We start from the raw sequence: 12,221 nt of genomic DNA, 5'->3' as shown, positions 1-12,221 counted from the left end.
TTGACGAGCTGTATACATAATATACTATGAACTGCGCTAAACTCACCGGAGAGATACTATGGCCTCATCCAAAGTCGACGTCCTGTTTCAGCCTTTCCATTTGAAGAATCTCGCACTCAAAAACCGCATCGTGATGGCGCCAATGACGCGTTCATTTGCCGTTAATGGCGTTCCGGACGAGAAAATCGCCGCTTATTATCAGCGCCGCGCCAAAGGTGATGTGGGTCTGATCCTCTCTGAAGGCACGGTCATCAACCGACCTGCCTCACGCAATGACCCTCAAATCCCCTTCTTCCACGGTGAGAAAGCCTTGGCAGGCTGGAAACGCGTCATCGACGATGTCCACGCCGTGGGCGGGAAAATGGGGCCGCAGCTGTGGCACACGGGATCAACCGTCAGCTTGTTGACGGACTGGACGCCGGATGCCGAGGTGGAAAGTCCTTCTGCATTGGTTGCCCCCGACCAACCGCGCGGTGTGGCGATGAGCGAGGAAGATATCGCCGATACCATCACCGCTTTCGGTCAGGCCGCGGCCGACGCCAAGCGTCTGGGCTTTGATGTCGCGGAAATCCACGGCGCGCATGGCTATCTGATCGATCAGTTTTTCTGGGCGGGCACCAACCTGCGCACAGACAGCTACGGCGGCGCAACGCTAAAACAGCGCTCCCGTTTTGCGGCCGAGATCGTTCAGGCCATGCGTAAAGCTGTCGGGCCAGACTTCCCGCTGATTCTGCGTGTCAGTCAATGGAAGCAGCAGGACTATGCGGCGCGTCTCGCGCCAACGCCTGAGGAAATGGCTGACTGGCTGGTTCCGTTGGTGGACGCCGGTGTCGATATCCTTCACTGCTCACAGCGCCGGTTCTGGCAACCCGAGTTTCCAGAAATCGACGGAGAGAAGGGATTAAACTTTGCCGGTTGGGCGAAGAAACTGACCGGAGCTGCGACGATCAGCGTGGGTTCCGTCGGCCTGTCGAGCGACTTCATGGGCGCGTTTGCCGGTGAAAGCGCCAAACCTGATAACCTCGACAACCTGATTGCACGTATGGAACGCGACGAGTTTGATTTGATTGCCGTCGGCCGCGCTTTGCTGAGCGACCCGAATTGGGCTGCCAAGATCAGAACGGGTCAGCAGGATGCATTGGAAGATTTCACCGCCGATGCGTTGAAGACGCTGGTTTAAACTTCAACTGACAGCGTCAGTTGTGATGTCGGCTCCTCTCTGTCCAGGGCATTCATCGCCAACGCCCTTCCCCTGCGGTCAGCGTCCTGCTGGCCGTTTATTTTGGGGCGAACTCATACGTTACCCACGCTAAAGTTTTCCTCACGGTTTTTCTTCATAATGCAGATGGTTGCACCACTATCTTGACCGATAAATAAAACCATTGGTTACCGTAGCCCGGTAGGTCCGGAATAATCACCGTGAGCGCGCTAAGCAGTGCCGGAACAAAAACGATGAGACTTTTTCAGTTTTCATGGACAGGACCTTTTTGGTTATGAGCATCGTGCTGACGAACTAGTGATGCGTGGCTTCAACAAACTTGGCCAGTTCCTGGTTAAAGCGCCGTGGCTCTTCAATAAACGGCGCATGTCCCGAATCAGCAAATATCAGTGACCGAATGCGCGGATTCACCTTTTGGGCTCTCGACAGCGCAGCCTGCGGGTTGACCAAAACATCATGCTTGCCATAAACAAACAGCAGCGGAACGCGGGCAGAACCGAGCCCCTGAACAAGCGGAATATTCATGCCCTGTACGGCTCGCTGCATTGACCATGAGGCCATCGCGGCGCTCGCAATTAGACGCTCAAACGTACGAATATCCGGCTGTTGGTGAAAACACAGCTGGACAAAGCGGCGCTCGCCATCAAGGTGAGTTCTTAAATCGCCGGACGTCATATCACGATAAACGGCAGGGTGAGCTGGAATTTGTTCGGGAACTAATTCAACCACGCCATCGACGTACATTGCTCCCCTGATATTGCCGTCACCGTAGGCAGCCAGATAATGGGTAATGACAGCACCACCAAGAGACCACCCAACGAGCAATGGCTTTGCGGCATGACTGCCTTCTATCACCGTGGCAAGATCTTCCGCCCAGCGCTTGCCGTTTTGATACGATGATTCCTGCTCAGGTTTACCAGAAATCCCGTGCCCCCTAAGGTCATAGGTGATGAGCCTTAAGTGATTGAGCTGCACATCCTGCACCTGCTTCTCCCAATTCAGATGGCTTCCCAGCAGCCCGTGAATAAAAATAATGGGCGTCCCCTGGGGGTCACCTGATTCTTGTACCGCCAGCCGGGTCCCATCCGGTGCGGTCAAGAAGTAGTTTTTTGCTGCAACGGTCAGGGGCAGAAAGAATATCAACAGTAAGCACAACCGTGTGCGGAGAGAGCGAAATAGCAGCATGATAGAGTCCTCAAACAGAGATTTCAGGCTATGCTGAACCCTGACATTAATGTCAGGGTCAAGCGAAAATTCACGGGGGTAGGTATGTCTTTATCAATCGGTGAGGTTTCAGTACGGACAGGCGTCAGCGTGAGGGCAATTCGCCATTACGATAAAAAGGGGCTCGTCNCCTCAGTGCGGGGAGACAACGGCTACCGTTACTTTAGTGAGCAGTCGGTTGCACAGATCTGCCAGATTCGCCGGCTGATACTTGCAGGGTTCACGCTTGCCGAGATTGAGACGTTCCCTGCCTGTATGCGTAGAGAAGAGAATAGGGAGTTTTGCCCTGAAACCCATGATGTTCTGCGAAAGCATCTCGATGAAGTTGATAAACATCTGTGTTCACTGGAAACACAACGCGAACGTCTTCTGAAAGCGTTGACCGGACGAAAAGCAAATTAATCATCATGCAGAGTCATAAGCATCATAAACTGCCCCTGAAATGCCCGTTCAGTTCGTCTTTATTTATGGTTACTATGAGGTCAACATCCTATGGATTCCGGTTTCGCCGGTCAGACAAGGTACCCCCAATAGATAAACAGGTGACCGCTGAACGGGTCAGCCCAGCGCGCAGCGCGTCCCTGCACCTTCGCCGACAGTTCGCTAAAGCTGCACCGCTTATCTGCGAACAGGGCTGATCAGATCACATTGGCAGACGATGATCGACGGCCTCAAAGCTCATGACGAAAAATACGAGGTTGTTTGATTTCTCATGATTAAGTCAACGCAAGGTTACCTTATTTAAGTGACGGTGACGTGCGCCACTTAGAGCACAAAGCCATAGTGAGAACCGTCCGGCAGTTCGACATCAAGCCGCAGCTTGCCGCCGGTCGCCTCAACATAGCGTTTCAGAGTGGAGAGTTTCAGGTCCCGGCCCCGTTTCTCCATCCCCGCCACGGTCGGCTGCTTCAGACCCAGGGCCTGCGCCATCTCCACCTGCGTTTTCCTTACCTTCTCACGCAGTTCGGCAAGGTGGATATTCAGCAGCATATCCGTGGCCATTGCGTGCGCATCCGCAACGACGTCCGGTTTTTCATCCGCAATAAGCTGTTCTAGCGTTCTGCCCATAGCGTTACTCCTTTTTGTGTAATCGATTGAGATAATGAGTGAACTCCCGGTCGGCCAGCGGGATCATTTCATCGTAAAAGCGTTTTTCATTACCCGCCTTATTGCCTGCACACAGCAGAATTCCGGTACGGTGCGGATCGAACGCGAAAAAGGCGCGCAAGGGATCCCCCCGGCTTTACACTCTCAGCTCTTTCATGTTGCTGTAGCGGGAGCTTTTGACCGTATCTGCATAAAGTCTTGGCAACAATGGTCCCTTTTCCCGCAACACAATGAGCGCCGCGAGTACGCAGGCCCTGTCGATGTCGCATAACGAACAAAACCATGCGTCAAATGTATCCGTTGTTTCAATGATCCACACACGACCTCCTCATCACCATAGGTTAAATGCTATATAGGTGAAAACCTATATTTTGATTGTGTCGTGATAAAACGCGTGATGCACTCACGCAGGTCGGAAAGCCCGAGAAGCCTTGAAATGTGAGATGAGGGTTGGGACGACTCGACACGCGTTTTGCGAACGGTGCCGCGTTTTTCAAGCTACACAAAGTACGCCGATGGTACAGCACGGTGTCCCTCGGTCGGGACAGCGATGTCAGGCGGTAGAAGGGACAAGCAGGAAGCGGCGGAGAGAAAAAGAAACGCCTCGCCCATTTGCGGCGAGGCGTCATTACGGCTGTTTTTACGGCTAATAAGGGAAGCCGTCGCCCCTAACGACGTTCCCTCGCGGTCTAGAGCGACCATTCATGCAGAACAAACGATATTGCGCGGCAACGCTCAGTTCAGCTTCGCCGCAGATTGTCTATACCTCGGTCGCTTTATCGCTGTCTTCACCAAATTTGTGACGCATATGGGATTCGATTTGCTCCAGGCTTTTTCCGCGGGTTTCAGGCACCATCGCCGCGATAAACAGCAGAGAACACACGTTAATCACCGCGAAGATGAAGAAAGTCTGACTCCCGGCAAATGCCAGCACGGGCGGGAAGCTCAGCGCCACCAGCGCATTGAAAATCCACTGAACCGAAATGGCGGTGCCCGACAGGCGTCCGCGCAGCTGCATAGGGAATAGTTCCGACATCAGCAGCCAATAAACCGGCGCGATAAACATCTGCATAAAGAACAGGAACACCAGAATACACAGTAGTGCGATGTAACTTTGAGTCAGATCGGCGGGCAGGAAAGTCAGCACGGCCCCCAGCGAAACCTGCGCGACGATGACGAAGACAAAGCCCGTCATCAACATCCGGCGTCTCGCAAAACGGCTGACGGCCCAAATCCCCGCCAGCGAGGCAATCACTGACACCACCCCGTTCCCAATGGTGGCGGTGATGGCCGCCGTGGTGCCGAGACCGGTGGATTTCAAGATAATGGGCGTGTAGTACATGAACGCATTGACGCCGGTGAACTGGAGCGCAAAGCCCAATCCGATGCCGATAACGAGCAGCCTCAAGACCCATTTCTCGCGCAGCAGCTCGCCGACCTCCGGTCCGCGTTCGGCTTCTTTAACCTGCTCTCTCATATCGCGCAGCTCTTTGCGGACCTCGTGCGGCGTCTCGCGAAGTTCCTGCAACACTTCTTTCGCCTCGGCGTGACGTCCTTCAGAAACCAGCCAGTGGGGAGAAACCGGCACGAAGAATGTCCCGATGAAAAGCAGAATGCCGGGCACCATAGCGATGGCCAACATGTAGCGCCACATATGTCCTTCATTCAACAGGTAGCTGAGCGCGGCGCTGACCACATAGGCAACCAGTTGCCCCGTCACGATCATCAGCTCATTGCGGCTGACCAGCGGCGCTCTGAGCTTTGGCCCGGCGATCTCGGCAATGAAAACCGGCACGGTCGAAGATCCCCCGCCGACAGCCAGTCCCAGCAGGAATCGCATGACGACCATCGAAGTGACGGAGGGCGCCAGCGCGGTGCCCACCGAGCCTGCGACAAACAGCACCGCAAGGCTACGCAGCGTAATACGACGGCCAAACTTATCGGAGAAAAAACCGCTAAGGAAGGAGCCTACCGCGGCGCCGAAGACCAGTGAGGAAGCGACCAGTCCCTCAGTAAATGACGTTAACCCTAATCCTCCCTCGGCCGACGGCGCCGACATATAAGGTAATGCGCCTGAAATAATCCCCGTATCGTAACCAAACGCCAATGCGCCCATAGTCGCCACCAGCACGACAAAAAAGATTCTCTGCCTGACGACTTCAGCTCGGGTTAATTCTTTTGTTCCTGGTGAATCAGTGTTTTGGGCATTCATAGTTTTCTCTTTTAATTAGTAGCCTGATGAAACAGCGCTCCCGAAAATGCAAGGTAACCATCATCAACGCACAACGTTAAAAGTGTAGACGCCACTATGCTGTATAAAGGTTAATGCGAAAAATAATATAAACTTACGACTGCGCGCCTTCTCAAGGAGCCGCTCAAGCCACTGACGCAAGCGAACATAAAATTTCATTCAATTTTAATTAATTACACAATTTACACTTTCTCTTTCCGGCAATGCTGCGCTGGGGATCGGCACCCACAGAAAAGCGTAAATTCGGAGTCATCCGGTTCGTTCACCGCAGTCGGATGCCGGAATCTGTTCATAAAATAGCCTACCGTAAGGTTTGCTCAGCCTCATTCATTTCTCATCCCTCTCACAATAACCGAGCAACTTTGGTGAGACGCAATATGAGCATGCACTCCGCTTACTCAGATAAAACGGACCCGCGTCACCCGCACTTCCCGCGGTATCGGACGAGTTTTCGCTCTGCTGCCGTCAGCCGACGGCTTTGAGGTTGTCGTGGATTACGCCGTAAACACGGCCAGTTCGCACGACATGGTCGATAGTATCCGCCAGTCCGGAGGCGGCTCGCGCCAATGGAGACTTCGTCTGATCGTCGCGTGTGCGCCGCGTCATAGGCCGCATCGCGATCGCCGCAGGTCGTCGTTGCGCCACGGCGAAAAAAAGAAACCATGCTAAGGTGCTCTCAGGACAATTCACTGAAAAGGTCAATCATGTCTCGTGTCATCGAACGTCTGTTCTTCATGCTGGCGCTGTCGTTCTGCGGTGGGCAAACCGCTCTCGCCGCACCGGTCTATGGCCCGCAGCTTGAAGGCTTCACCTACCCCTATCCGCTGCACCACTTTGCCTTTACGTCTCAGGGCGTCTCGCTGGACATGGGCTACATGGATGTCGCGCCGCAAGGGCCGGCCAACGGCAAAACCGCTGTATTCCTGCATGGAAAAAATTTCTGCGCCGCAACCTGGGAAGACACGATCAAGGCATTGAGCCAACGGGGCTACCGGGTGATCGCCCCCGACCAGATCGGCTTTTGCACTTCCACCAAACCCGAACGGTATCAATACAGCTTTCAGCAGTTGGCCGCTAACACCCACGCGCTGTTGCTGAGTCTCGGCGTCGATAAAGCGATGGTGGTCGGCCATTCCACCGGCGGGATGCTGGCGACGCGTTATGCCCTGATGTATCCCGAGGCGGTGCAGAAGCTGGTGCTGGTGAACCCCATTGGTCTGGAGGACTGGAAAGCCCTCGGCGTCCCCTACCGTACGCCCGATCAGTGGTATGAGCGCGAACTGAGGACCTCTGCCACCAGTATCCGTAACTACGAACTGAACACCTATTACGTCGGACGCTGGAAACCCGCCTACGATCGTTGGGTCGACATGCTGGCCGGTTTGAATCAGGGGCCGGGACACCAGCGGGTCGCCTGGAATTCGGCGCTGATTTACGACATGATTTTCACCCAGCCGGTCGTCTATGAATTCCAAGCGTTGCAGATGCCGACCACGCTCATTATCGGGACGTCGGACACCACCGCCATCGGCAGCGATATTGCCTCCGCGGCGGTCAAAGCGAGGTTAGGCCATTATGACCAGCTCGGCAAAGCCACGGTAAAACGTATCCCGAACGGTGAGCTGGTGGAGTTTGCGGGCCTGGGACATGCGCCGCAGATGGAAGAGCCTGAACGTTTTAACCGCGCCCTACTGCAGGTCCTGGACCGCTAATCGCGAAGGCTGGCGGTGAACTGAAAACGCCGCCAGCACCCATCTGGTATTGCCGCGTCCGTGCCGACGCGTTCAGGTCTTTGTGTCATGCCACTCGTATAACGCGAAGGACGCGTCGTTCTCTCCAATAGACGCGTCCACTTTGCGGCGAGTCGCTTAACGGAGCGTTGAACATGTTAAAAATAGCCATTCTTGATGATTATCAGGGTGTTGCATTGGCCAGTGCGGATTGGTCCGCCGTGCAATCGCGGGCTAACATCACGGTGTTTCGCGATCATCTGGCCGACGAGTCGGCGCTGATCGCCCGGCTGCGTCCCTTCGATGCCCTCTGCGTAATGCGCGAGAGGACACCGCTCACGGCCCGCCTGTTAGCCCGGTTGCCAAACCTCAAATTCATCGCCTCAACGTCCGCCCGCAATGCGTCTATTGATATCGCGGCGGCACGCGCTCAGGGCATCACGGTGAGTGCCACCCAAGGACGCGGCAACGGAGCGCCGGAGCTGACGTGGGCGTTGTTGCTGGCGGCAGCCCGACATCTTCCCGCCGAATGCGCTTCGCTGCGCTCCGGAGGTTGGCAAGTGGGTATAGGGGCGGATTTGGAGGGCAGCACGCTCGGCATTCTCGGGCTGGGGAAAATCGGAGCTCGGGTCGCGGCGATCGGCCGGGCCTTCGGCATGAACGTGATGGNGTGGAGCCAGAACCTGACGCCAGAGGCCGCGCAGGCCGCAGGGGTGACGTGGGTCGATAAAGCGACGTTGCTGCGTGAATCCGATTGGCTTTCGCTGCATTTGGTGCTTTCTGAGCGCACTCGCGGCATTATCGGCGCGTCCGATCTGGTGTTAATGAAGCCCACGGCGTGGTTGATCAATACCTCGCGCGGGCCGTTGGTTGATGAAGCCGCGTTAATCGAGGCGTTATCACAACAGACGCTCGCGGGGGCGGCGCTCGACGTCTTCTCGAGCGAACCGCTACCTGACAACCATCCCTTTCGGACGCTAAATAACGTGATAGCGACGCCTCACATCGGCTTCGTCACCCATCNCACCTACCGTGTTTTCTACGAAGAGACGGTGCAAAACCTGCAAGCATGGCTGGACGGCTCGCCGACGCGCGTAATGACATGATGCGCCGCGCCGCCGCCTTCCTCGCAGCATCAACGAGGACAGTGTTGGGGAAAAGTCGCTCAAGGCGCACCAATATTGCCGTAGAGAACAAAACCGGAACGTTGACAAAGCGTCTGGTAAAAAACGCGCGACGGCGGGCAACTCGAATTAAGCACGAATAATAAGCCGGCGGCCACACAAGGCGGCCGCCGGACAACGTCATGACGAGTTCGGACGTCGCTGGCTTATTTCTCGACCAACTTGCCGTCCTTAACCGCATACTCTTTCTGATTATCAGGGCCGATGTAGGTACGGGCCGGATTCACGAATGCCACGCGGAAAAACGCCTCTGACAGCACCGGTCGATACTGGCTGGCGTCGTTGGGATCGCCCTGCCCGGTGTAACGCGCGATGTAGGGGTAAGGGTAGACCGGACGGGTCGCTTGAAGCTCAGCGGCAGGCGATGCTATCGGCGAGCTTTTCTTCTGCACACCGTGGAACTGTACTTCTGCCGTGGGCTTCCCTTTTGTCGACGCGGCCGGTGGCGGCACCGGGCTTTTCGCGTTGGCGGCTTTACCGGTCACAATCCATTTCGGCGCGTCACCCTCTTCGGTCCAGGCCATCAACGGCGTCAGCAGGTCCATCTGGTCATAGCCTTCGCCATTCCCGCAGTGGCCGACGCCGGGCAGCAGGAACAAACGCATGAACTTATCAACCGCCGCTTTGCCAAGCGTCGTGTTGACACCACGATAGTAGGCCAGAGAGAACGCCGGACTCACCGAATCATCCGCCAAACCATGCCACATGATCAGTTTGCCGCCATGTTGCATGAAGGGACGCAGATTGGTATTGGCCGCGTTATACAGCGGCGCCAGCTGCGCTACCGCATCGAAGTTTCGGCGATTCAGCGGGAAATCACTCATCTTGGAAATGGGCTGCTTCCCGCCGGGCAACAGCACGGACTGCAGTGCCGGCAGCACCATCGATTCCGACATGGAGCGCTCCGTCGCTTTTGCCGGCGCGGGCCAGCGCATTTCGGATCCCAACGGCAGACCGCCGAGCACGAAGCGATTACCCGAGACATCGCCCGCTCCCGCATACAGTTTTCGGGCGACTTCGATCTCTTCCTGGGTCAAGCAGTCCGACTTGTCGCTCTGCTTTTCAGCACAACGCTTGACCCAGTTGGCGGAAAACGAGCAGGCATACGGATTCTGCAGCAGGCCGTCGTGAACGCCGGACAGCGTCGGGCAGTGTTTCAGCACCGCCTTATGCAGAATGGCCAGACGATCCTGAAGCAGGATCGCCGTGCCGTCCTTGCGCTGATTCGCCACACTATTCCAGCCGTGGAAGAACGAGTTTTGGAACTGGAAGAAAGCGGCCGGCGCACCCGCCGAAATACCGTTGAAGTCTTCCGGGTAGCGCTGCGCTTCCATCAATGCTTCGCGCCCGCCGTCGGAACATCCCATGAAGTAGGCGTAACGTTGCGGCTGGCCGTAGTAGGCCGTAATCAGCGCTTTGGTGAGCACCGCCGTCAGATGGTTGGCGCGGTAGGCGAAGTCGATACGTTTTTGCGGATCTTCCGCCCACGAGGCGTCCATCATGCTGCCCTGATGACCCATATCGGTTGCGGCAACCGCGAACTCCCCGTTCATAGCGGGAACGCAGCCGTTGGCGTTGGACAGACTCAGGTTGATGCTGCCGCAAAGNCCGCCGCAGCCGACCTGTAGAAAACGCTGAGTCCACTGTTCGGCAGGAAGAGCGATTTCAACGCCGATGGACGGCGCGATCGTCGCTGAAATTTGGCAGAAGTTTCCCTTCTCGGTTTTCGTCAGGGTGGCCGAATGAAGGGTGACCTTTTCCCCGACCGCATTGGAAAACGCCATCGCCCCCAGTTGCTCGCAGGAGACGACCGGCTGGACGGCGGCTAGCTCGGCGGCAGACGCGTTCGACGCCGTCGCAACGACAAAAAGGCAGGCGCCCAGCAGTTGCCCTAGCCCGGTTAGATATTTCATCTCGATCCTCATGGTTCTGTTCCTGTCATTCGTGCGTCGTGCCGCAGCCCGGCTCGCTATTGTGTCCTGACTACGCGGAGGGACGCCGATGTTGCGACATCCGTCACAGCCCCGCGGCGCGCGTTATCCGCCTGGAAATAATAGACGTTTGCGTCTTGACGTGAGTGCGGATTTTCACAACCTTTTCAGTCGGCTGAGTGACGCTTATCACGTTAACCTGACTTCACAGCTCAGGCTGCAAACCGCTCAGCGCCCATCGTTTCAGCGTCCTCAGGCCGAGCCGCGGCGCGGCCCTGCGCCCACGATCACGCCGGGTCGCCAAGGCGTACCACCACCTTGCCGCCGACATTGTTGTAATAGACATCGCTCTTTCGCCCGTGCGCCTTCTAACCGGACTATCTGCCCGACGACGGAGCCGACAGCCCCGTCGCCGCAGCGACCGCCCATCAAGCGGGGAGCGAACGCTATGACGACAGTTTGCCCGCGCCGTGATAGGTCTCCAGCCAATGTGCATAGGGTGCGGGCAGCACCCAGTCAGGGCGGTCGATGTTCAGCGCCTGCGCCAGCCAGTACGGATAGTGCGGATTCGCCAGCATCGCCCTGCCGATCATCACCAAATCCACTTGCTTCTCCGCCACGACGCGTTCCGCCAGCGTAGGCTCATCAACCCCCCAGCCGACCGCGACAGGAATCCCGGCGCCGCGGCTCNCCCTCTCTGCGAGCGGCGCCAGCAGCGCAGGCGTTTCCCACGGGATTTGGGTATCGGGAATGACGAAGTTGATGCTGACATTCAGCAGATCCAGCCCTCCGGCCCGCATCCGCCGTACCCCTTCAATGGACTCCGCCAACGTGCGTTCGTCGTTTCCGTCGTACTCGATCACGCCAAAACGCGCGGTCAGCGGCAGATGTTCCGGCCAGACATCGCGAACCGCCGCCAGCGTTTCCAGCATGAACCGGCTGCGGTTTTCCAGATTCCCACCATACCGATCGTGACGTTGATTACTGTGGGCAGAGAAGAAGCTTTGCGCCAGATAACCGTGAGCGAAGNGCAGCTCCAGCCATTCGAAACCAGCATCGCGGGCGCGACGCGCCGCGGCGGCGAAATCCCCCGTCACCCTGGCGATATCCTCAAATGTCATCTCACGCGGGACCCGCGGCAGATTCTGCCCATAGGCGATAGGCGACGGCGCAATCGTCTCCCAGGCGCGGGGATCGTCCTCGGGAAGATGATCATCGCCGTCCCACGGACGATTGGCGCTGGCCTTGCGCCCTGCATGTGCGATCTGGAGGCCGGGAACGGCGCCCGCCGCTTTAATCGACGCCGCGATGCGCGCCAACCCTTCCGTCTGCGCATCATTCCACAGTCCAAGACAGTGGGCCGTGATGCGGCCTTCAGGCGACACCGCCGTCGCTTCGACGATCACCAAACCGGCCCCGCCCCGCGCCAGTCCCGCATAGTGAACCTGATGCCAGGTGTTGGTGAACCCCTCATTGGCGCTGTACTGGCACATCGGCGGCACCGCGATGCGGTTACGCAGGGTAACGTCCTTCAGTGTGAATGGCGTGAACAATACCGACATATCGAACCTCGCT

General features: G+C 57.0%; 11 protein-coding genes and 1 pseudogene. 4 read left to right on the top strand and 8 right to left on the bottom strand.

Translation table 11 applies throughout. The annotated features are described in order from the left end of the window. Nucleotides 1-58 precede the first annotated feature (58 nt). The gene (locus tag RZ35_RS00295; protein ID WP_026741504.1) at nucleotides 59-1,180 is read left to right on the top strand and encodes an NADH:flavin oxidoreductase; all 1,122 of its coding nucleotides are present in this window, start codon (nucleotides 59-61) and stop codon (nucleotides 1,178-1,180) included. 333 nt (nucleotides 1,181-1,513) lie between these two features. Here the strand turns inward: RZ35_RS00295 and RZ35_RS00290 are convergent, their stop codons facing one another. Further along, complete coding sequence (locus RZ35_RS00290; protein ID WP_026741503.1) at nucleotides 1,514-2,404, bottom strand: alpha/beta fold hydrolase; 891 nt, start codon at nucleotides 2,402-2,404, stop codon at nucleotides 1,514-1,516. Nucleotides 2,405-2,434: 30 nt separating this feature from the next. Between RZ35_RS00290 and RZ35_RS00285 the strand changes: the two genes are divergently transcribed. Beyond that, nucleotides 2,435-2,845: a MerR family transcriptional regulator gene (locus RZ35_RS00285; protein ID WP_455709667.1), complete on the top strand. Its 411-nt coding sequence runs from the start codon at nucleotides 2,435-2,437 to the stop codon at nucleotides 2,843-2,845. Between the two features lie 363 nt (nucleotides 2,846-3,208). On the opposite strand, the gene RZ35_RS00280 is transcribed toward RZ35_RS00285, so the two are convergent. The 4 genes and pseudogenes from RZ35_RS00280 to RZ35_RS17870 all read right to left on the bottom strand — a co-directional run bounded on the left by RZ35_RS00280 (nucleotide 3,209) and on the right by RZ35_RS17870 (nucleotide 6,407). Continuing rightward, the gene (locus RZ35_RS00280) at nucleotides 3,209-3,511 is read right to left on the bottom strand and encodes a helix-turn-helix domain-containing protein (protein ID WP_026741501.1); all 303 of its coding nucleotides are present in this window, start codon (nucleotides 3,509-3,511) and stop codon (nucleotides 3,209-3,211) included. Nucleotides 3,512-3,515: 4 nt separating this feature from the next. Then, nucleotides 3,516-3,869 (bottom strand): annotated as a pseudogene (locus tag RZ35_RS00275) (type II toxin-antitoxin system RelE/ParE family toxin). A 441-nt stretch (nucleotides 3,870-4,310) separates the two neighbouring features. After that, entirely contained in the window at nucleotides 4,311-5,762 is a 1,452-nt protein-coding gene (locus RZ35_RS00270) for a sugar porter family MFS transporter (RefSeq protein WP_026741500.1), read from the bottom strand. A gap of 504 nt (nucleotides 5,763-6,266) precedes the next feature. Beyond that, on the bottom strand, nucleotides 6,267-6,407 hold the full coding sequence (locus RZ35_RS17870; RefSeq protein WP_157755364.1) for a hypothetical protein: 141 nt from the start codon (nucleotides 6,405-6,407) through the stop codon (nucleotides 6,267-6,269). A 128-nt stretch (nucleotides 6,408-6,535) separates the two neighbouring features. Here RZ35_RS17870 and RZ35_RS00265 point away from each other — a divergent pair, with 128 nt between their 5' ends. Together RZ35_RS00265 and RZ35_RS00260 are read left to right on the top strand one after the other, a co-directional pair. Next, a complete protein-coding gene (locus tag RZ35_RS00265) occupies nucleotides 6,536-7,513 on the top strand; it encodes an alpha/beta fold hydrolase (protein ID WP_026741499.1) in 978 nt (325 codons plus the stop codon). Between the two features lie 173 nt (nucleotides 7,514-7,686). Next, nucleotides 7,687-8,637, top strand: coding sequence for a D-2-hydroxyacid dehydrogenase family protein (locus RZ35_RS00260; protein ID WP_036152245.1), 951 nt, complete (start codon nucleotides 7,687-7,689; stop codon nucleotides 8,635-8,637). Between the two features lie 224 nt (nucleotides 8,638-8,861). On the opposite strand, the gene RZ35_RS00255 is transcribed toward RZ35_RS00260, so the two are convergent. The 3 genes from RZ35_RS00255 to RZ35_RS00250 form a co-directional block, all read right to left on the bottom strand. Next, nucleotides 8,862-10,499, bottom strand: a complete 1,638-nt coding sequence (locus RZ35_RS00255; RefSeq protein ID WP_051625425.1) for a tannase/feruloyl esterase family alpha/beta hydrolase — start codon at nucleotides 10,497-10,499, stop codon at nucleotides 8,862-8,864. A 352-nt stretch (nucleotides 10,500-10,851) separates the two neighbouring features. Continuing rightward, complete coding sequence (locus RZ35_RS17865; protein ID WP_157755363.1) at nucleotides 10,852-10,992, bottom strand: hypothetical protein; 141 nt, start codon at nucleotides 10,990-10,992, stop codon at nucleotides 10,852-10,854. 100 nt (nucleotides 10,993-11,092) lie between these two features. Further along, entirely contained in the window at nucleotides 11,093-12,208 is a 1,116-nt protein-coding gene (locus tag RZ35_RS00250) for an NADH:flavin oxidoreductase/NADH oxidase (RefSeq protein ID WP_026741496.1), read from the bottom strand. Nucleotides 12,209-12,221 lie beyond the last annotated feature (13 nt).

The organism is Lonsdalea quercina subsp. quercina (assembly GCF_000688655.1).
Classification (GTDB): domain Bacteria; phylum Pseudomonadota; class Gammaproteobacteria; order Enterobacterales; family Enterobacteriaceae; genus Lonsdalea; species Lonsdalea quercina.
The sequence above is the reverse complement of the archived record's forward strand: the minus strand, read 5'-3'. Positions and strand labels throughout refer to the sequence as shown.

Coding starts and splice junctions, on each gene's coding strand:
- RZ35_RS17870 (WP_157755364.1), bottom strand. CDS start 6,407: ATGACGCGGCGCACACGCGACGATCAGACGAAGTCTCCATTGGCGCGA.
- RZ35_RS00295 (WP_026741504.1), top strand. CDS start 59: ATGGCCTCATCCAAAGTCGACGTCCTGTTTCAGCCTTTCCATTTGAAG.
- RZ35_RS00290 (WP_026741503.1), bottom strand. CDS start 2,404: ATGCTGCTATTTCGCTCTCTCCGCACACGGTTGTGCTTACTGTTGATA.
- RZ35_RS17865 (WP_157755363.1), bottom strand. CDS start 10,992: ATGTCTATTACAACAATGTCGGCGGCAAGGTGGTGGTACGCCTTGGCG.
- RZ35_RS00280 (WP_026741501.1), bottom strand. CDS start 3,511: ATGGGCAGAACGCTAGAACAGCTTATTGCGGATGAAAAACCGGACGTC.
- RZ35_RS00270 (WP_026741500.1), bottom strand. CDS start 5,762: ATGAATGCCCAAAACACTGATTCACCAGGAACAAAAGAATTAACCCGA.
- RZ35_RS00265 (WP_026741499.1), top strand. CDS start 6,536: ATGCTGGCGCTGTCGTTCTGCGGTGGGCAAACCGCTCTCGCCGCACCG.